19 protein-coding genes are annotated in these 19,864 nt (G+C 34.5%); 6 read left to right on the top strand and 13 right to left on the bottom strand.

What is annotated here, in order from left to right; genetic code table 11:
• From KBP46_RS04255 to KBP46_RS04195, 13 genes are all read right to left on the bottom strand, one after another.
• A complete protein-coding gene (locus KBP46_RS04255) occupies positions 1-1,116 on the bottom strand; it encodes a glycosyltransferase family 4 protein (RefSeq protein ID WP_216444725.1) in 1,116 nt (371 codons plus the stop codon).
• A complete protein-coding gene (locus tag KBP46_RS04250) occupies positions 1,107-2,333 on the bottom strand; it encodes a lipopolysaccharide biosynthesis protein (RefSeq protein ID WP_216444724.1) in 1,227 nt (408 codons plus the stop codon). Before KBP46_RS04250 ends, KBP46_RS04255 begins: the two co-directional genes overlap by 10 nt.
• The gene (locus KBP46_RS04245) at positions 2,330-4,477 is read right to left on the bottom strand and encodes a hypothetical protein (protein ID WP_216444723.1); all 2,148 of its coding nucleotides are present in this window, start codon (positions 4,475-4,477) and stop codon (positions 2,330-2,332) included. The genes KBP46_RS04250 and KBP46_RS04245 overlap by 4 nt, the downstream gene beginning before the upstream one ends.
• A gap of 10 nt (positions 4,478-4,487) precedes the next feature.
• On the bottom strand, positions 4,488-5,219 hold the full coding sequence (locus tag KBP46_RS04240; protein WP_062669970.1) for a polysaccharide biosynthesis/export family protein: 732 nt from the start codon (positions 5,217-5,219) through the stop codon (positions 4,488-4,490).
• Positions 5,220-5,225: 6 nt separating this feature from the next.
• On the bottom strand, positions 5,226-5,666 hold the full coding sequence (locus tag KBP46_RS04235; protein WP_062669968.1) for a response regulator: 441 nt from the start codon (positions 5,664-5,666) through the stop codon (positions 5,226-5,228).
• A gap of 114 nt (positions 5,667-5,780) precedes the next feature.
• Positions 5,781-8,048 carry a response regulator gene (locus KBP46_RS04230; protein WP_216444722.1) on the bottom strand — a complete coding sequence of 756 codons (2,268 nt, stop codon included), beginning with the start codon at positions 8,046-8,048 and terminating at the stop codon, positions 5,781-5,783.
• Positions 8,049-8,050: 2 nt separating this feature from the next.
• Positions 8,051-8,821 carry an FIST signal transduction protein gene (locus KBP46_RS04225; protein WP_216444721.1) on the bottom strand — a complete coding sequence of 257 codons (771 nt, stop codon included), beginning with the start codon at positions 8,819-8,821 and terminating at the stop codon, positions 8,051-8,053.
• 41 nt (positions 8,822-8,862) lie between these two features.
• Complete coding sequence (locus KBP46_RS04220) at positions 8,863-9,186, bottom strand: FIST N-terminal domain-containing protein (RefSeq protein WP_216444720.1); 324 nt, start codon at positions 9,184-9,186, stop codon at positions 8,863-8,865.
• Positions 9,187-10,536 carry a sigma-54 dependent transcriptional regulator gene (locus KBP46_RS04215; RefSeq protein ID WP_216444719.1) on the bottom strand — a complete coding sequence of 450 codons (1,350 nt, stop codon included), beginning with the start codon at positions 10,534-10,536 and terminating at the stop codon, positions 9,187-9,189.
• 328 nt (positions 10,537-10,864) lie between these two features.
• Entirely contained in the window at positions 10,865-11,779 is a 915-nt protein-coding gene (locus tag KBP46_RS04210; RefSeq protein ID WP_253297198.1) for an MlaD family protein, read from the bottom strand.
• A gap of 12 nt (positions 11,780-11,791) precedes the next feature.
• Entirely contained in the window at positions 11,792-12,571 is a 780-nt protein-coding gene (locus KBP46_RS04205; RefSeq protein WP_216444718.1) for an ABC transporter ATP-binding protein, read from the bottom strand.
• On the bottom strand, positions 12,571-13,335 hold the full coding sequence (locus KBP46_RS04200) for an ABC transporter permease (protein ID WP_216444717.1): 765 nt from the start codon (positions 13,333-13,335) through the stop codon (positions 12,571-12,573). Before KBP46_RS04200 ends, KBP46_RS04205 begins: the two co-directional genes overlap by 1 nt.
• 38 nt (positions 13,336-13,373) lie before the next feature.
• Positions 13,374-14,036, bottom strand: a complete 663-nt coding sequence (locus KBP46_RS04195; RefSeq protein WP_216444716.1) for a BON domain-containing protein — start codon at positions 14,034-14,036, stop codon at positions 13,374-13,376.
• 249 nt (positions 14,037-14,285) lie between these two features.
• On the opposite strand from KBP46_RS04195, the gene KBP46_RS04190 reads away from it, so the two are divergent.
• The 6 genes from KBP46_RS04190 (at position 14,286) to KBP46_RS04165 (ending at position 19,859) form a co-directional block, all read left to right on the top strand.
• The gene (locus tag KBP46_RS04190; protein WP_253297197.1) at positions 14,286-15,659 is read left to right on the top strand and encodes a L,D-transpeptidase family protein; all 1,374 of its coding nucleotides are present in this window, start codon (positions 14,286-14,288) and stop codon (positions 15,657-15,659) included.
• Positions 15,660-15,667: 8 nt separating this feature from the next.
• Positions 15,668-16,543, top strand: a complete 876-nt coding sequence (locus tag KBP46_RS04185; RefSeq protein ID WP_216444714.1) for a universal stress protein — start codon at positions 15,668-15,670, stop codon at positions 16,541-16,543.
• A gap of 140 nt (positions 16,544-16,683) precedes the next feature.
• Positions 16,684-17,853, top strand: coding sequence for a PAS domain-containing sensor histidine kinase (locus KBP46_RS04180; RefSeq protein WP_253297196.1), 1,170 nt, complete (start codon positions 16,684-16,686; stop codon positions 17,851-17,853).
• A gap of 32 nt (positions 17,854-17,885) precedes the next feature.
• On the top strand, positions 17,886-18,920 hold the full coding sequence (locus KBP46_RS04175) for a response regulator (RefSeq protein WP_253297195.1): 1,035 nt from the start codon (positions 17,886-17,888) through the stop codon (positions 18,918-18,920).
• Positions 18,921-19,001: 81 nt separating this feature from the next.
• Complete coding sequence (locus tag KBP46_RS04170; RefSeq protein WP_216444712.1) at positions 19,002-19,373, top strand: hypothetical protein; 372 nt, start codon at positions 19,002-19,004, stop codon at positions 19,371-19,373.
• Between the two features lie 69 nt (positions 19,374-19,442).
• A complete protein-coding gene (locus tag KBP46_RS04165) occupies positions 19,443-19,859 on the top strand; it encodes an Hsp20/alpha crystallin family protein (RefSeq protein ID WP_216444711.1) in 417 nt (138 codons plus the stop codon).
• The last annotated feature ends 5 nt before the right edge of the window (positions 19,860-19,864 follow it).

The raw sequence follows: 19,864 nt of genomic DNA, 5'->3' as shown, positions 1-19,864 counted from the left end.
TCAGATATTGTAGAGTTGAGTATTCATATCGTCAAGAATTTTTTTCCAGTCAAAAGCTTCTTCCACCATTTGTATAGCATTTTCCGACATGGCGATATACTTTTTCTGATGTTCCCATACTTCAGAAATTGTTATAAAAGAGTGCGTAAGTAGAGTAGGATCAGGGGTTGGAATACAAATGCCGGCGTCATATTTTTCTACAAGGTGGCCGATGTTCGTATTTCTGGTGACAATACAGGGCTTTCCAAAGTCGGCGGCTTCAATAACTGAGACAGGCAGGCCTTCATTTCTGGAAGGATGCACGAAAATATGCATTCTTTTGATTAGATTATTTTTTTCTTCTCCGAACTTGCTTCCCAGCAATTCTACTTTGTCACTTATATTATATGATTTTATGGTATGGATAAGATCATTTTTTTCAGCCCCGTCTCCTACAATCCAAAGTTTGGAATTAGGCTTTTTTCTGGAAAAAGCAGCGAAACTTTCAATAAGAATGTCCAGACCTTTTGTATGAATATCCAGTCTGCCAACAAACCCGAAAATAATAGGTTCTTTGAGATTACTGCAATAATTGCTGGTATTTATTCTATCATAGCCATAGGTGATCAGAACACCTTTTGAGGTTGGAAAAACAGAATTGAGACCTTCTATTTCACTTTCTCCTATACAATGGATTTTAGAAGCGTTTTCAATGACTTTTTTTTCAAATATTTTAAAGTAAATCTTTTTTATATATTTGCTTTTCTTCATGGCAATACTATTATATGCACCATGAGGAGTTATTACATATCGGTAGTTATTTTTCTTTAAAAATTTACTTAAAGAAGCAAATATGGGAATCCATCCTCCATGAAAATGAAAAACTGTTGCCTGATCAGCGGCCAGAATTTCTTTTTTAAGATCTTCGGGAATAGAAAAAGGATTTCTTTTTTTCTTAAAAATCTTTGTTATGAATGTCCTTTCTGGATAGTTGATTTCTGTGTTTTCAGAAATACCCCATACTTCTACCTTCCCTTTGTTTTCGGCCTGTTTTGTAGCGATATTATATACCACTTTATTAACGCCGTTCATTTTTTCGGGGTTCGCTTTTCCTAATATTAAATGTACTATGCCCATACCGAAATTTGTTTTTTGTTTAGAATTATTTTCCAGTAAACAATCATTACAATCTGATTAACTGCTAATCCGGCTACAGCGCCATAGAGCTGCCCGTATTTTAATAAAAAATGGAAACTCAGAACCGAAAAAACAAAGGATATACAATATCCGATAAAGAACGCCTTATTTTGCTCTAAAATTCTGATAGAAATCCGGGTTGGATAACTGTACAGGATTACAATATATAAAGCTGAGATCAGCTTAATGACAAATCCATATTGATGGTATTTTTCACCTCCGAGAATAATAATCAACGAATCTGAAAAGGTGAAAAAGCAAACGATTATAATAGCTAAAAGGGCTATAGCCTTCCTTATCTTGAGAAGAAGCTCTTTTTTTTCCTGATTTTTATTTTGATAATAAAGCTGAGCTGTTTTAGGAAGGTAATAATTTTCAATGGTTTGTAAGATAATATTGATAATTCCGAAGAAGGATTGAACAAGCCTTAATGCTCCCAAAGCATTGATTCCTAGGTATACACCTGCCGCAAGGGTGAAGAAATTACCTGAAAGCCATTGAAGAACAGAAGCGCTTAAAAGCCACTTACCCTCTGTAAAGTAATAGCGCAAAAGTGAGGTGTTTTTCAGATTGAAATCTGCATTTTTTATAAGGTATCCTATGCCGGGAACAGATGCTGCAATGTTTACAATACCGATAATATATAAGCTTTTCCATAAAGTAAGGGACGTCTCAAATCCAAGTAGAGGGAAAATAATAATAAAGATAGTATCGATAAAAAGGACAATTTTAATATGATCTATGGTCAGTAATATTTTTCTGAGAAAGTCCTGTAAAATATAGGCTGAAATAAAAACTATTAGGGCAGAAAGATTGTTTTTCACAAATGCTATTGCCGGAACAGGAAGAAGAGTAATAAAAAAAACAAGCAGGCTGAACATGGAAATCAAAACCAATGAAGCCATAAATGCAAAGCCCAGTGATTTTTTACTGAAATTCTTTGCTGATAAAATCTGAAAAGGCTGAACAATAAAGGCATTAGAAATGCCTACCAGAAAATAGGTTATTAAAAGGATGGATGAAAATATTCCAAATTCAGAAATACTTAGTTTTCTCACCAGTAAAAAGGTCAGAAGAAAATTGCTCCCGCTGAATATGAGCTGATCTGTAAAAACCAACACAGAGGCGCTTTTAAATATTTCATGGATTCTTTTCACGATTTATATTTGTTTATAATACGTTTAATAGTCGTTATCAGACTAGGGTTGTATCCTTCTTTATTCAAAACGAACCAAAGATTGGAAAGTTTGTATTCGTCTTTTAAAAGTTCAATGTTTGTTATGTTTTTGGCTGCGGTTTTTCTGCTGTCAAGTATGAACAGGTTCTGATCTGCAATATTCATAAAAAGTAAAGGTAGCTTGCCTTGTTTTATAGACTGATTATTGATAATGCAGATATTGCTTTCCTTCATTTTTTCACGAATAAGATTCCTGATATCCTGAGCTGTAAGCTTAAGGTTTTCCTCGGCTGATAAATTGATATAATGATCTGCTTCTGAATTGCTTAAGGTTCCGGCTGCATCTACTAACAGAACTATTCTGGATTGCAGTTGTAATGCTTTGATGATATTTTTTGCATGAAATGTATGCTGCTGTGCTTTATCATATGAAGTAATACAAATCTGACTTTTATCTTTTATTATTTCTTTAAGCTCCATTTCCAAAACATTTTCCAGAAAATGATGCATTATTTTTTCTTTCTTTTTGATAAATGGAGTAGTGAATGCTATGGGTATGGAACTGTTTTTTTCAATAGTGAAAATATCATTCACCTTGGCTTTGGCAAAATGTACTGCATAAATCAGGAAAATAGAAGCAACCATACTCATAATGGCAGCAACAATAATAATGATGGAACGCATAGGTGAAACAGGCTCCTGTGGCAGTTCTCCCCGGGAAATAATTTTATGAAATGAGATCTTTGCAGCTTTTGCGATCTCGGCATCTATTCTTTTTTCATTGAGAAAATTATAGTTTTTTTCATAGAGATTAAATTCTCTATTCATGATATTCAATAGTTTTTCCTTTTCAGGAAGACCTATGAAAGCTCTTTCTGCAGTCTGAATATCATGTTCTATATCATTGTATTTTATCTGTAAATTTTTCTGGGTATTTTGTATGCTTTCAGTTTGATAATCAGTGAGGTCTTTAATTTTTGTGTCAATGATCTTTACTTTTTCATGTTCAGGCGTGTAGGTAAGTAATAATTCCTTTTTTTCAGCCTGTAGCTGTTTCATGTTTTTTACCATTTCGGTAGAAAGAAGATCATTGAATGCCTCAAAGTTTGTGGCCAGATCAAGATAATTATCTTTTCCTTCCGTAATATAGCTGTTAAGACTTTTGATGGCGTCAAGATTCATTTTGAGATTACTCTGTTGAATTTTTAGCTGGGCTATTTTTCTCAAATCCGTTTCAGTCTCCTGTGGGATATTGATAATATTTTCTTTGTTTCTATAATTTTCAATACGGTTTTCTGTTTCAGATAATTTATTGTTAGCCTGTCCGATTTCTCCTTTTAGAAAATCAACAGTAGTATTGGCTGCCCGGTATTTATTTTCAATATAATCTTCAATATATGTTTCAGCCAGTGTATTTACAAAAAGACTTGCTTTGGCTGGGACATTACTTTTAAAGTTGATTCTGATAACGGGAACATCTTTGTCAACGGCAACAATGTCGAGACTTTTATTAATCTTTTCTAAAAGTTTCTCTCTGCTTAAAAATACAAAATCGTAAAAATCAATAATTTGTGCATTAGGTTTGGACAGAAGATAATCATCATTTTTTGTGATCAGTATCCTGCCTCCTGGAATGCTAACAGGAATTCCGAAGGTACCTTTTAACTCCTTTGTGGAATCTGAAGTAAGAAGTAGATAGTTCTTTGATGATATGATATGTAAAGAAAATGTCTTATCATAGTTTTTTTTATCACTTAATGTAGCTTCTATTTTTATTGGAGAGTCTGTAAACAGCTCTACAGAGTGCATTTTTCCTTTACGGTATATTTCTGTGGAAAAGGATAATTTTTTTAAAGTTTTTTCAATGAGTGAAGAAGACTTGAGAACTTCAATTTCTGTACTGATTTTGTTGGAAGATGCGAATACATCAAAATCTTTAAAAAGATTTGCACTGGGCACACCTTGCTGGGTATCGGCAAGTTTTAGTTTTGCCGTGCTTTCAAACATGGGTGTAACGTAATTCAGATATTTTTTTACGGCCAAAACAGAAAATATCATTGCAAGAACTACTATGGGCAGCCCTCTTAACAGAGGTTTGAGAAACCGAACATTTTCGTTATTCATGGTGTAAGTTTTATAACAGACCTATTAAAATTGCAGCAGCAGAGGTTACGGTTGCAAATGGAATAATTGTGGAGATTCGTTTATCAAAATCTTTACTTTTCTTAGAGGGTACAATTACATAGTCTCCCGGATGAAGTATAATATTCTGATTGGGAACATCTTTCATTTTACTAAGATCAATATTGGTAATCCTCACATTTTCGCCCTCCTGTCTTAAAATTTTTATTAACCTGAGATTGGCGTACATTTCAAAACCTCCTGCTTTTGAAACCAATTCCAGTAATGTATTCTGATCTTTATCTACCTGGATAACAGCTGGATTTCTTACTTCCCCCATTACCGTTATTTCTTTATTCAGGACTTTGACATCAATCACGGGGTTTACCAGCCATTTTTTTAGCTTGGTTTTAATTTCTTCTTTCAATTCAGGAACCGATTTTCCAACAACAAAGGTGGTTCCCAGTCTGGGAATTTCAATATTTCCATGTTTATCAACCAGAAGCCATTTGCCATAAACCTCGTTAGAATTATAAATTCCATATACAGAACCTACACTTAGATCATCCTGGCCCCATACAGAAAGCGTAATTTTATCATCTTTTCGGATTTTGTATTCATAATCCGGATCAAAACTGAAATCCTGCATATTTCTGGATGCCTGCTCTTCTTCCAGAACATTATAGGTCTTACAAGAGCTGAGAAGAAAGAGAAAAATAACTGATATGATGAGTTTTTTTACCATAGATTATTAGAATATCATTGAAAAAAATTTGCGAAAACCTTTAAGTTTGCCTTGAGACATTTCTTCTTTAATTTTTAAAATTTTTTCTATCGTTTTTACCATTTTCTCACAGACATTTATATTTTTCGTTAAATAATCAAATGCTCCATATTTAAGTGCATTTACTGCTGTATCTATATTTTCCTGCCCGGAAACCATGATGACGTAAATATTAGGATCAAAACGTTTTATTTTTTTTAGAACTTCAAATCCATTCAGGTCTTCCATATTATGGTCCAGAAAAATAATGTCCGGTTTCTGATAAAGTTCGTCCAGGCAATCTTCGCCGCAGCTAAAAGAGGTAATGTCTTCATAATGATGGTTTTTCAGATACTGCTGATAAACATTTGAACAAAAACTGTCATCATCCACAATAAAGAGTTTTAAATTTTGATTATTTGTTTCCATTTTGTTTAATTTAAAAACAATATTTCTACTTCTATGCCTTTTGTTAAATTGTTGTTTGTCAACTGTTTACATTTGTGTTTTTTCCATAATATGGAATGATGTCTAGATTTTGGATTAAATAGATTGGTTTATTTCATCTTTCAATTGAGTGACCACAATTTCAAGGGTCTGTTTTATTTTCTCGAACAAGGAATATAAATCAGGCAATTCTTTATTTTGTTCTATAGTAATTAATTCAAGCTGCTTTACTTCACTTTCAATAGAAGTGATTCCTATAGCTTGTATACTTGGTTTGATTTTATGGATCAGCTTTGCAATTTCAGCATAGTTTTTCTCATCAAACGCCTTTTGAATTAATGGAATTGTTGTTTCAGTCTGTCCAATAAATATTGACAGCATTTTCCGCATAAAATCTTTATCTCCTCTGCTGAGTATCTGTATGTTTTTAAGGTTGTAGAAATTTTCACGTGCCTCCGGCACTGTCTTTATAGTATTTTCAGGGATTTTAACGTACTTGTAAATTACTTTGAGTAAATTTTCTTCATTAAAGGGTTTTGTGATATAGTCATTCATTCCTGCATTAATACAGGTGTCTATTTCTGTTTTAAAAGCATTAGCACTTAGTGCTATCACAGGGACTTTAATCCCAAGTTCGTTTCGCAGTATTTTAGTTGTTTCAATACCATCCAATTCTGGCATTTGTAAATCCATCAGAATAATGTCAAATTGTTCCTTGCTTAATATTTCTAATGCTATTTTACCATTTTCAGCTTTGACAACGAAACATTCAAAATGTTTCAGAGATCTTTCTGCAACCAGCTGATTGAGCGGATTATCTTCTACCAGGAGCACTTTTGTACCCGCAATAGATATATTTTGATTTTTCCAATTACTTTCTTTTAAAGCTTTTTCATCACCCTTGTCTAAAATCAGAACTATTGTAATACATGTTCCTGAGTTTTTTTCGCTTTTTACATTAATTTCTCCTTTCATAAGGTGAACAAGTTCCCGGGTAATAGACATTCCCAGACCTGTACCTCCATACTTTCTTGAAATTGAACTGTCTTCCTGATTAAATTTTTTGAATATATTGCGTACATATTCTTCACTCATTCCAATACCGGTATCCGTAATGCTGATCGAAATGGTCTGTTGGTTTAAAAAACTTTTCAGCACATTAGCTTCAACTTTGATATACCCTTCGTTGGTGAATTTCAAAGAATTACCAATGATATTATAGAGCACCTGTTCAAGTCTTAAAGAATCTCCTTTTAAAACCGGAAAAATATCTGAAGAGAAATCTGTAATAAGTTTAAGCTTTTTTTCTTCTGCTTTTGGCTTGAGAACGGAAGTGACTTTTTGAATACTGTCTTTTAAAGAAAAGCTTTTAATTTCCAAAGACATTTCTCCGGATTCAATTTTAGAAATATCGAGTATGTTATTAATAATGGATAATAAGTGCTGTGAAGCGTTATAGCTGTTTTCTACAAATTGTTTCGGTTCATCAGCAAGGTTGCTTCTTTTGAGTTCTCTCAGAAAACCAATGATACCGTTAAGGGGTGTTCGGATTTCATGGCTCATATTGGCAAGAAAAACCTCTTTAGCCTTGGATGCTTCCAGTGCTTTTGCTTTTTCAAGTTTTAACTCTTCTTCCAATTTTTTTTGGTCAGTAATATCAAGGTGGATTCCAATGGAGCCTAACAGATTTCCCTGATCATCATAATTAGGAGCACCGCTTACTGCCCACCATCTTATTTCTCCTCTCTTGTTTCTTACAGGAAGCTGATATACACTGGAAATTCCCTTTTTTCTTAGTTCTATCTGTTCTTGTAAAAACCGGACGTTATTTTCTCCGTACAAAAAGAGTGTACTTGGATTTTTACCCATTACTTCATCCAGTTCAAACCCTGACACATTACAAAAGCATTGGTTAGCATAGCGAATAATTTCATCATTATCTACTTCAATGAGTCCTAAGTTCATGTTTGCAATAATATTCCGGTATTTTTCCTCTTGCTGCTTGATATAATCTTCTGCTCTTTTTCTTTTTCTAAGCTGTTCAGAGAGATACAGTGAAAGTTCTTTAAGATCTTCTGATTTTTTTATTTCAATATCAGAATCAATAATTTTTAATGATTCATAGAGGTTACTGATAGACTCATGTTTGAGTGTATTTTCATTTTTAAGACTTTGATATAGCTCCTGATATTCTTCTTCACTTTGTTTGAAAGCATAGTCCATCAGCTCTTTATCTCTTTCAAAGGATTTGTAAGATTCATTAACTGCATGAATGAAATTTTTAAATTGCGGATGATTTTTGCAATCTTCCGTAAGATATTTATTGATCTGTCTTTCGAGTAAATTGTGAAATTTGGTTTCCATAGCTATTCAATTTCATTAACTGTGGTGATGGTAATAGTCTGATTGTGCAGAGCACAGTTGCCGAACGGGCTTAAAGGAGATAACTCTCCGTAGGAGTAAAATCCGGTTAGTACAGTACTTGATTTAAAAACATCACGTACGATGTCCACTTCTTCATAGACTCTGTCTCCCAATACTATTTTTCTTCCCACACAGCTTATAATAATTCCCAGTTTAGGAGTATGTGTATTCATTTTAAGACATTGATTGGCTGCATCATTGGCTGCATCAATAAGTCTGTCCATGTTGGCTTTCATAAACCTTACTTTACTTCCTTCCGGCAAATCTCCGGCAAAAATCATCGTGTTATCTTTAATGGAAAGAATTGTTCTCACTACTGATAAAGAATCTTGGTGCATTGTAAGAGACAATGGAAAAAGAAGAGCAGAGGCGGGAAGGTCTTCGGCGTATTTCCCCAAATATTTTTTATAAAGATCTAATGCATTTTTATTATCAATTTCATAAAGAACATTATCATGTGACTTGGTCACCACTCTTTCAAGCCCAAAGCTTTCCCAGCCCCCAATTGAAGAATGAGATAATTCCAGGTTTGCGCCATAAAATCCAATGGCCAGAATCTTATTGGGTTCAGGAACCTGATTGAGTCCAACTACAGTTTTTTCAAATTTATCTCCATCCCCGGCCAGCCCACCAGAAATCAAAACTTCCTCGGGGCGGCTGGCATTAAGTCCGCGAACCAATTGACTGCCATTAACCTTACTGCCATCGGACAAAATAAAAACCCATTTAAGATCCTGAGAAGGAAGGTTTTCAATTAATTTTTTCCTGCATCATAGCTGCATGAAAAGTCTTCAATATCAATCTGTGATGTTTTTATGTAAGCTGTTGAAAAGCTGATTATGGTTAAAGCTACCGTATCATCATAGACTTCATTACAGAAAATTTCTCCCGAAGAAGAAGACAGGGCTATCTCGGCATTAGGAAACTTTTCCTTTAAAAGAAGATAAAAGTTATCCTCTTCAATAATACTTCTGGCTCCATATCCTATAATGATTTGAGCTTCCTGATAGTTAAGCTTTTCATCATTTCTTTCATATTTGAATTCTCCGTCCGTAAAAAGTAATTTAGCAACTTTCATCTAGTTATTTTCGATTTCAAGGTTATTAATAAGATTATATATAGTTGATTTGCCTATATCTAATAATTTTGCAGTTTTAATGACATCATTATTATTTTTTTTTAGAAAATGCAAAATAATATCGGTGGTATATTGTTTTAGCGTTTTTTGTTCATTGAGAAAAGATTCTGAGTCTTTTTCCAGATTGTAGAAATTAATGTCTTCTGCTGTAATTTCGTGATGGTCACACATCACACAGGCCAAATCAACAACGGATTTTAGCTCTCTTACATTTCCCGGGAAATGATAATCCAGAAGCTTCTTCCTTGCATCTGAAGATAAGCTTAAAGGTTTGCTCTTATTTTCCTTTGCGAAAAGATCTATAAAGTGTTTGGCCAAAATCAAAACATCCTGATCTCTTTCACGTAAAGGAGGAAGTTCAATGGGAAGGCCAATAATCCGGTAATAGAGATCCTCACGAAAATTTCCTTTTTTAACTTCTTGTGCAAGATTCTTATGTGTAGCTGTGATGATCCTTACGTTCAGTTCAATTTTCTGTTTTCCACCTACTCTTGTGATCTCTCGTTCCTGTAAGGCACGAAGAAGTTTGCTTTGAATGTTAAGATCAAGTTCTGCAATTTCATCTAAAAAAATAGTTCCTCCATTGGCCTGTTCAAATTTTCCGCTGGCTCTTTCTGTTGCACCTGTAAAAGCTCCTTTTTCGTGACCAAAAAACTCACTTTCTACAAGTTCTTTAGGAATCGCAGCCATATTGACAGCGATAAAAGGCTTGTTCTTTCTTGATGAATTATAATGGATGGCCTTCGCAACAACTTCTTTTCCGGTGCCGGTTTCTCCGGTAATGGAAACATTGATATTGGAAGTAAGTGCTTTATTAATTTTAGAAAATATACTTTTTATGGGATGGCTTTGTCCAATGATTGTTTTTTCAAACGTATATTTTTTTTCGAGCTCGTCTTTAAGATCTTCGACCTCTTGTTTTAAACTGATGTTTTCTTTCAATCTCATGATAGAATTCCACAAAAGTTCTTTTGTATGTTCATTCTTTACAATATAATCCTTGGCTCCCAGCTTTAGAAAATTGATGGCAACTTCAATATTTTCCTGTCCGCTGATAACAATAATCGGGAGATCAGGATATATGTTTTTAATCTGTATAAAAAGTTCATCGCCCTGAATGTCTGGCAGCCCAAAATCAATACAAATGATATCTGGATTAAGATAAAGATTGGAAAGGCAGTCCTTTGCATTGTTGAATAACAGAACTTCATAATCAGGATTTAGCTGGAGATGATATTTTAGCATTTCTCCAAAAAAAATGTCATCATCAACAATAAAAATTTTACACATTTGCGTTGGTTTTAGTTTTTAAGTTTACTACTAAAATAATGAATTTTCATTATCTAATGAATTATTTTGTTGTAAAGATTAATAATTTGAAGTAATAATTAATTATTGTTGAATATCTTATGTGGAGTTGTGTAAGCAAAATCTCTATATTAATTACAGGATTAAGTACGTGTGGTTTTAAATTTTCACTGGGTAGGCTTTTATTTATTTGCCGCTTTTTTTTTGAAATATCCTTTTAATAAGAAATTATTTCTTGCTGCCGCCTCCAATTCTCTGAGTTCATCGACTCCTTTACCGATATTATTAATTGTGGAATCTACTGATCTGCCTAATCTAGGGTTATCAACCAATTTGGAAACAACGTTTTCTTCATTGTTGATTTTTGAGGTGAATTTTTTAGATCATCAGAAGATTTCTCCAGATTATCCAGTGTTTTTTCCAATGAAGCAGCCAAAGTATCGTTTGTAGTGATTTTGGAAAGTATATTGTTTTTATCATTGAGCTTTTCGGCAAAAATACTGATCTGCCTTGAGCTGTTTTTTAAGTCAAGAACACTGCTTTCTACATTATCGCTCCAATTTTTATCAGTAAATATTTTATTAATGATTCCATCTTTGTTGCGAAGGGTAGGAGTAAATGATGCGAAATCATTTACGCTCGTCTGAATATTTTGTACTGTTTTATCTATCCGATTGGCAAAATCTTTACTGGTCATTACTTTTACCAATAAACCATCCTTATTATTCATTTTTGCTGTGAAATCAACCAAGCCGGTGGTAACGGTCTGGATATTGTCTGCACTTTTCTTGATACTGAAAAGTACATCTTCAATTTCTGTAGTTTTATATGAAGCAATTACTGCGTTATTACCAACCACTTTGGAAGAACCTGTTCCCGGAGAAATAACTAGTACTTTATCACCAACCAAACCGTCTGAAGCGATGCTTGCCACCGCATCTGTTTTGATATATCGCTGAACATTCTTTTTGATGCTCATTTTTACCATTACCAATGAATCAGAAATAAAGTCTATTTTACTGACAGTTCCGATGTTAATTCCTGAAAGGCGTACATTGCTGCCTTGTTTTAATCCGCTTACATTTTCGAATTCTGAACGCAAAATAAAGTTTGTACCGAATATATTTCTGTTAAGGCCAATAAAATAAATGGTCAATATAAAAAGAATAATTCCAGCTATAACGAAGACTCCTAATTTCAGATTGTTTGATGATTCATTTTTCATGACGTGTTCTCTTTATTTTTCAAAAAATGACTTTACCCAAGCGTCTTTACTGTGCTCAATCAATTGATAGGTTCCTTCAATATTGACTTTCCCATCTTTCAGTACAATAATCCGGTCACTGGTATACTTTGCACATAGGAGATCATGGGTGATGATAATAGAGGTTGTATTAAACTTTTGCTTAATACTGCAGATAAGCTCTATAATTTCTTTGGCAGTAATTGTATCCAATCCTCCGGTAGGTTCGTCATAGATCATAATTTCAGGCTTTATAATCAGAGCTCTTGCAAGGCCTATTCTTTTTCGCATCCCTCCTGAAAGCTCTGAAGGCATTTTATCAATCGCTTCTTCAAGCCCAACATTGTATAATGCTTCAGTAATAGCCTTATTTATCTCTTCTTCACTTAGTTTTTTATTATGATGCTGTAAAGTGAATGCTAAATTTTGTCTCACTGTCATAGAATCATATAAAGCTCCGTTTTGAAACAGAAAACCAATTTTTTTCCTCACCTTGTTAAGCTCTTCTTCATTAAGATTGGTTATGGCTTTTCCGTCAATATAGATGTCTCCTTCATCTATTTTGGTAAGGCCTACAAGGCATTTTACCGTAACGGACTTTCCTGAACCTGATCTACCTAGTATCACCAGATTTTCTCCTTTTTTTACCTGAAAACTTATCCCGTCCAAAACCTTATTATTACCATAGGATTTATATACATTTTTAAACTCGATAAGAGGTCCGTTAGCTACAGGCATGGTAAATTCAGCATTCATTTTTTCATATGTTTCCATTACAGTTCAAAAAATAAATCCGCAATCTGTACTGCTATCAGATCAATAATAAAGATCATCAGGGAAGCTGAAACTACGGCTGTGTTGGCCGCTTTTCCTACACTTTTTGTTCCTCCTTCAGCAGTAAACCCATGATAACAGCCGATAATTCCGATAAAAAAACCGAAAAAAAATGTTTTTAGGCTTGCGGGAAGAAGATCGGCATATTCCAGAGAGTCAAAAACATGGGAAAAATAATGGCTGATACTATTATCTCCGTGAATATTGATCCCTATAAAACCTCCTATGATTCCTACCAAATCTGCAAAAACAACTAAGATGGGTATCATTAATGTTGTGGCGAGAGTTCTTGTTACCACAAGATAGCGGTAAGGATTAATGGCAGAAACCTCCATAGCATCAATCTGTTCGGTAACCTTCATTGAGCCAAGCTCGGCACCTATTCCGGAGGATACTCTTCCTGCACAGATTAAAGCAGTAATAACCGGGGCAATTTCTCTTATTAATGAAAGTGAAACCATCCCAGGTATCCAGGATTCAGCCCCAAATTTTGACATCGCCGGACGGGATTGAATGGTAAGTACCAGCCCCATGATAAAAGCGGTTACGGTTACCAGAGGCAATGACTGATATCCCACAACAAAACATTGTCTGGTAAACTCTTTATATTCAAAACCGGGTTTCAACATCTCTCTGAAAAACCGAGCAGAAAAGGAGGCAATATTGCCTGCAAGAGCAAAGCTTTTTGTAAGAAAAGATTTCACAATATTATGTTTAATTTCTGATAACCGGAATCGTTTACTTATACATTGTATTCATAATCGACTTCCAGTTTGTTTTTTAAATGTTTAATACCAGGCGTTTTCCAGGCAATCCGGCCTGCTTCTTCCTTTTGCTGCCATGAATGGACAGTTCCTGTCAGGGTTACTGTTGTACCAGATACAGAGACCGTTATTTCTCTTTCATCAACAGCACTTCTTTTCAATGCTTCCTCTACTTTTTTCTTGCTGACGGCATCTTTAGTATCAGGATTGATGGTGATATTATTAAAGATACCTTTTATTCCAGGGAGGAATTGTATTGCATTTTCAGTAATCTCTCTCTGATAATCCCAGGGAAGCTCACCATCCAGATCTACCCATCCGTTTTCTACCTTAACCTTTATCTTATCCTGGGGAATAATAACATTGGAAGTAAAAGCACTGATGATTTCAGCGCCAATTTCGATATCAGTTTTTACTTTTGAATCCGGAAGTTTTACCTGGATGTTTTCGACCAGTACTTTTACTCCGCTTACATTTCTGGCTGCATTCTCAGCCTGTTTTTTTTTCACGATACTATCAACAGTACCTGTTAATGAGACAACACCATCTGATGCAGTAACTCCGATTTCTGCCGGATGCAGCATAGGTTCCCATTTGATGGCTTCCTGAACATCCTGTTGTAATTGTTCATTTGTTTTCATTTGTAGTTAATTTATGCCTCAAAGTTCAGAAAGACTTACTGTAAAAGGAATGATGGCAGTCATTCTGAAAAATGATGTTCATCATAGTGAAACTAATGTTTCGGTTTTTAAGCTGATCTTTCAAAGACAACTTATGATCACATTTATAAAAGAAAGATGCAGTAAAGGGCAATATCATTTTTTTATGTGATAAGGGTCATTATTCATAATGTTTTGAATTTGGAATTTTACATGATTAAATTCGGGATTATGAAAAATTTATTGAATTGGATAGCGGTCATTTTCGGTATTACATTTTTCTCTGGACAAGATGTCAGCTCTGTAAATCAAATAGAACTTGTATTGAGTAATAAAACTGAACTTTCAGAATTGAACTTTCCAAAATCTGTTAATCAGTTTTATAAACAGCACCAGTTTGAATATGTGTGGACTCATTCAACTATAAAACAAGACCTGCTTCAGGACGCGATTCTTTTACTTAAGGATGCAGGTAAGAAGGGATTGTCGGCAAAAGATTACCATCAGGAGAATCTTACTAATGAAAGATTGAATACTTTAAGAAATCAACCTGAACAGACAAATACTAAGGACAATGCAGTAACGGATATTTTAATGACAGATGCACTAATTACCTTTATCAACGATCTGCATTTTGGAAAATACAATCCTTTTTTTAGTTCGTCTTTTATTGATAGTAATGATGATATAGAGGGCTTTCAAGCTGGAGAGATATTGTATCAGGCAGTTAAGAAAGGTGATTTGTCAAAAGCAGTTCTTGATGTTGAACCTAAAATTAAGGAATATATTGATCTTCAGAATTACCTGAATATGATCTTTAAAGGTAATAGTGTCTCCAACCAGGAATCAGAAATTAAAAAGATAGCCATTAATATGGAGCGTTTACGCTGGATGGATGTTGGTAGAGATGTCTATCTGTTGGTAAATATTCCTTCTTATTCTCTGGATTTTGTTCAAAAAGATAAGATACTCACGTATAATGTGATTGTAGGAAAGCCTTCTACTCCTAGTCCTGTTTTAAAAAGTACAGTTAATTATTTTACAACAGGCCCTGATTGGAAAGTTCCTCAAAATATATTCATAAAAGAGATGCTTCCTAAAATAGTAAAGAACAGTCAGTATCTGGAAGAACATCATTATTCACTGTATAACAGATCAGGAAAAGCAATACCCGTTACATCATCGAATTTGAAACAAGTTTATAAAAATCCATATCAATACAGTATAAGGCAGTCTTCAGGCTGTGATAATGCACTTGGAGCAGTCGTTTTCAGATTTTCAAATTCCTATGGAGTGTATCTTCACGATACCTCTCAGAAACAATTATTTGGCAAAAGCCAACGGGCTTTAAGCCATGGTTGCATCCGTGTAGAAAAGGCTGGCGAGCTGGCTGGTGAGCTGCTGAAATATGATGGTGCTGCAAATGAAATTCCGCTTATGAAATCTTTGATGGATCGTTATGAAAGAAAAGATTTCGTTTTAAGGCAGCCCGTTCCAATCATGATCACATACCTTACCTGCCGTATAAAAAATGGACAGCTTGTGTTTTATAATGACATTTATAATCTTGATCCTATTTTGGAAAGTAAACTTCAATTTAAATAACTGAAATAATGAGAACAATTGTAGTACCCACTGATTTTTCGGAGCCCGCCAGAACTGCCGCAGAATATGCTCTTCATCTGGCACATGCATTAAAAAGTAATCTAGAACTATGTCACGCCTTCAATATTCCTATTGAGGAACCAATGTTCGGACAGACCGCATGGGCCTTGTATGAATATCCTGTATTAAAAAAAGAATATGAGGACGAACTAAAGAAAGAAGTTAAAAACATTGAATCCGAAGAAAAAAAAATCTGGGGTGAGGATGCTTTTCCCTTTCATCCTTCTATCTATTATGCATGTGAAACAGGAGATCCGATCCGACTGATTAACGACACAGCGGCGAGAAACAGAACATTACTGGTGGTAATGGGAATGAAGGGAGCGAGTAATCTTGCACGATTCCTTCTGGGAAGTAACAGTATCAAAATGATTGAACATACGGAATATCCGCTACTTCTCATCCCATCAGGATATCAGTATAAAGATCTGAAAAAAATTGCATTTGCAACAGATCTGAATGTACAGGATATAAAAATATCACATGCACTCATCAAATTTGCGGACTATTTCAATGCTGAGCTTCTTATTACCCATATTACAGACACCGCTGTTGATCTCATAGAAAATATCTCCTATCAGCAGAAGAAAGATACTTTTTTTAAAGATCTTGAGGGAAAAATCTGTTATAACTATATTGAAAGCGACAGTATTGATACAGGATTGAATATTTTAAAAGATAAAAATATAGATATGCTGGTTATGGGACATCAACAAAAAGGTTTTATAAGAAGGCTTATTGCCGGTAGCCATGCAGCCAGACAAGCTCAGGATTTACAGATTCCTTTATTGATTATTCCGGAAGGAGGTCATATCTATTTTTAGATTCTAAAAATATGGACGAAAATAATAATTAAGAAATATGTATTTTGTTGACATATTAAAGTGTTTTACAGGAAATTGATTTAAAATACTTATCTTTAATTAGGGTAAGTATTTATTTTTTTATGGAAAGCGCCAGGCTCTTGCAAGCAATTATAGAAACAGCAATAGACGGAATTATTACTATTGACAGTCAGGGGAGGATTGAAAATTTAAATCCCTCTGCATTAAAGATATTTGGGTATACAGAAGAAGAATTAATCGGTAAAAATATTTCTGTATTAATGCCGGAACCCCATCACAGCAGACATGACGGGTATCTGTTGCGTTATCAGCAGACAGGAGAAAAAAAAATAATTGGTAAAGGCAGAGAGGTAAAAGGTCTTAGAAAGGATGGCTCCCAATTTCCGTTCAGACTTGCTGTAAGCGAAGTCCAGCTTCAAAACAGGGTTATTTATACTGGGTTTATACACGATCTCTCTAAGGAGAAAGAAGCTGAGGAATTTCTTAAAAAATATACAACTGAGCTGGAAGAGCTGGTTGAGAAGAGAACAAAATCTCTTCAACAAATGTTAAGTGCCTTGGAAAAGGCAAAAGAAGAAGCGAATCTTTCTCTTGAGAAAGAAAAAGAGCTTAACCGCATGAAAAGTCGTTTTGTATCTATGGCTTCGCATGAATTTCGTACCCCTTTAAGCTCGATGCAACTTTCTGTAGTTCTCATTGAAAAGTATCTTCAGCTTGCTGATCATTCTCAGATCCTAAAACACCTTCATAAAATAAAAAATGCAATCACTGGTCTCAATGGAATTCTTAACGATTTTCTTTCTCTGGAGAAGTTGGAAGCTGGTATTGTAACCCCGGATTATCACGAGTTTGATATAATAAAATTCTCGGAAGAACTTGTAGAAGAAATGCAGTTGATAACCAAAGACAATCAAATTGTAATTTATCAACATACCGGAGTAGAAAATATTGTAAATCTGGATCAGAATTTATTAAGGAACTGTCTTATGAACCTCATCAGCAATGCGATCAAATACTCCGGAGAAGATACGCTTATTGAGTTTTGTACAGAAATAAATAAAGAATATTATCAGATGACGGTAAAAGATAACGGAATTGGAATACCTGAAGATGACCAGGCAGGGCTTTTTCAGCCTTTTTTCAGAGCTCATAATATTGGTAATATTCCGGGAACCGGCCTGGGATTAAATATTGTTCTACGGTATGTTAATCTGATGAATGGAAAAATTGATTTTAACAGCGGGCCTGGTAATGGAACTCAGTTTACGTTGTCTTTTAATAGAAAATAACAGTTTTACTATTTCATGGAAAAATAAAGATATTGATCATTGAAGATAATGATGACATCCGGGAAAGCACTTCCGAAATTCTGATGCTGGCTGGATATGAAGTTTTGCAGGCAAAAAATGGTAAACAGGGAGTAGAGCTGGCCATCAAATATATACCTGACATCATATTGTGTGATATTATGATGCCGGAACTCGATGGGTATGGGGTACTGTATCTCTTAAGCAAGAGAGAAGAAACTTCACTGATTCCCTTTATCTTTATTACTGCTAAAGCGGATAGGGCAGAAATACGCAGAGGAATTGAAATGGGAGCAGATGATTATCTGACAAAACCTTTTGATGATATTGAACTTTTAAATGCAATTGAGGGCAGACTTAAGAAAAAAGAACATCAGAAAAAGTTTTATAGCAGTAACTCTGAACAGATGGATCATCTGTTTCAACCTGTAAATGGTCTGGATGAGCTGAAAAAATCTTTTGATGATCGAAAAATCAAAATCCTTAAAAAGAAACAGATTATATACGCGGAAGGTGATACAGCAAATACAGTATACCTTATACTTTCCGGGTCGGTGAAAACTACAAAAATGACAGAAGATGGAAAAGAGCTGATGACCTGTGTATATTACCCTGACGAATATTTTGGAATTACCTCATTGTTTACAGGAAGAGAGTATAAAGAAACGGCCGAAGTACTTGAAGATGCTGCCTTGCGCTCTATTCCCAGAGAGGAGCTGGATCAGTTGGTATGTAAATATCCTGATGTGGCAGAAAAGTTTATTAAAATTCTGGCGCAAAGTGTTGTTAACCATGAACAGCAGCTTTTACACCTTGCTTATTTTTCAGTAAGAAAAAGAATGGCGGAAATCCTCAGCAAATTATACCAGGCCCATTCAGAGACAGGAAATTTTGAAATTTCCAGAGAGAATCTTGCTTCTATGGCCGGTATGGCTATCGAAACAGTGAGCAGGATACTTGGAGATTTTAAAGAAGAAGGTCTTATTGACAGAAATGCAGGTAGAATTACAATTTTGGACATTACACGATTACAGAAAATGAAAAATTGAAATACAGATCATTTTTAATAATGATTTTGAACACGGTTGGCTTTTTTATTCTTCAATACATTTGATGAATGAAAAAAAGCTATGAAAGTGATCGCGTACAATACAAGTCAGATTGACAAACAATTTCTTGCTTTAGCCAATCATAAAAGGCATAAAATTACCATCATCAGCGTTCCGTTGGATGAGGCAACAGTATATTTTGCCGAGGCAAAAGATGTTGTTATCATTAACGGTAACGACTGTTCTGTTTCATCCGTTATTCTTAAAATTCTTATTTCTTTAGGAGTCAGATATATTATAGCATGGTTTAAAGATCCATTTAAAGATGATGTACCCGAAATAAGAAATGATAGATTACGATGGGCGTCTGTCAGAAATGCAGATCCGTCCGATGCCTATGAAGTTATCGATATTATTAATAGGTGGCAGAAGGATGATGACGGTCACAATTAAATGCAATGACTGTCACTGTTTCTGAATATGTCTTATGGTACCTTTGATCTCTAATCAAATACGATTATTATGAAAACTTTAGCCCAAAAACAATCTGCAGCAAAACTATTAACAGAAGAGTTCTGGAGTACAAATGAGATTCTTAACCAGCCTGTTAAAATAGAACATTCATTCAATATTATTGATAAAAACGGGAATTATAAGATATTGGTCAATGCTCCCGGTTTTAAGAAAGCCGATTTTAAGGTAAGGGTGGAAAACGGCATTTTGAATATTCAGGCTTATACATCAGGTAAAAAAGAGGAAATTAAGAAAAATTATGTTAGGAAAGAATTTTTAATCTCTTCTCTTGCAAGGAGTTTCAGACTTCCGGAAGGTATTGATGTCAGTAATATTAAAGCCCACTATAGAAATGGCCGTCTGTACATCAAAATGGGCAAAGCAAATACTGTAAAGCAAATGAATAAAAAAGTAAAAGTTCAATAAAATTG

Origin of the sequence: Chryseobacterium sp. PCH239 (assembly GCF_018924625.1) — a bacterium.
GTDB lineage: Bacteria > Bacteroidota > Bacteroidia > Flavobacteriales > Weeksellaceae > Chryseobacterium > Chryseobacterium cucumeris.
Note: the sequence above shows the minus strand (reverse complement) of the source record. Positions and strands in the feature narration are given on the sequence as shown.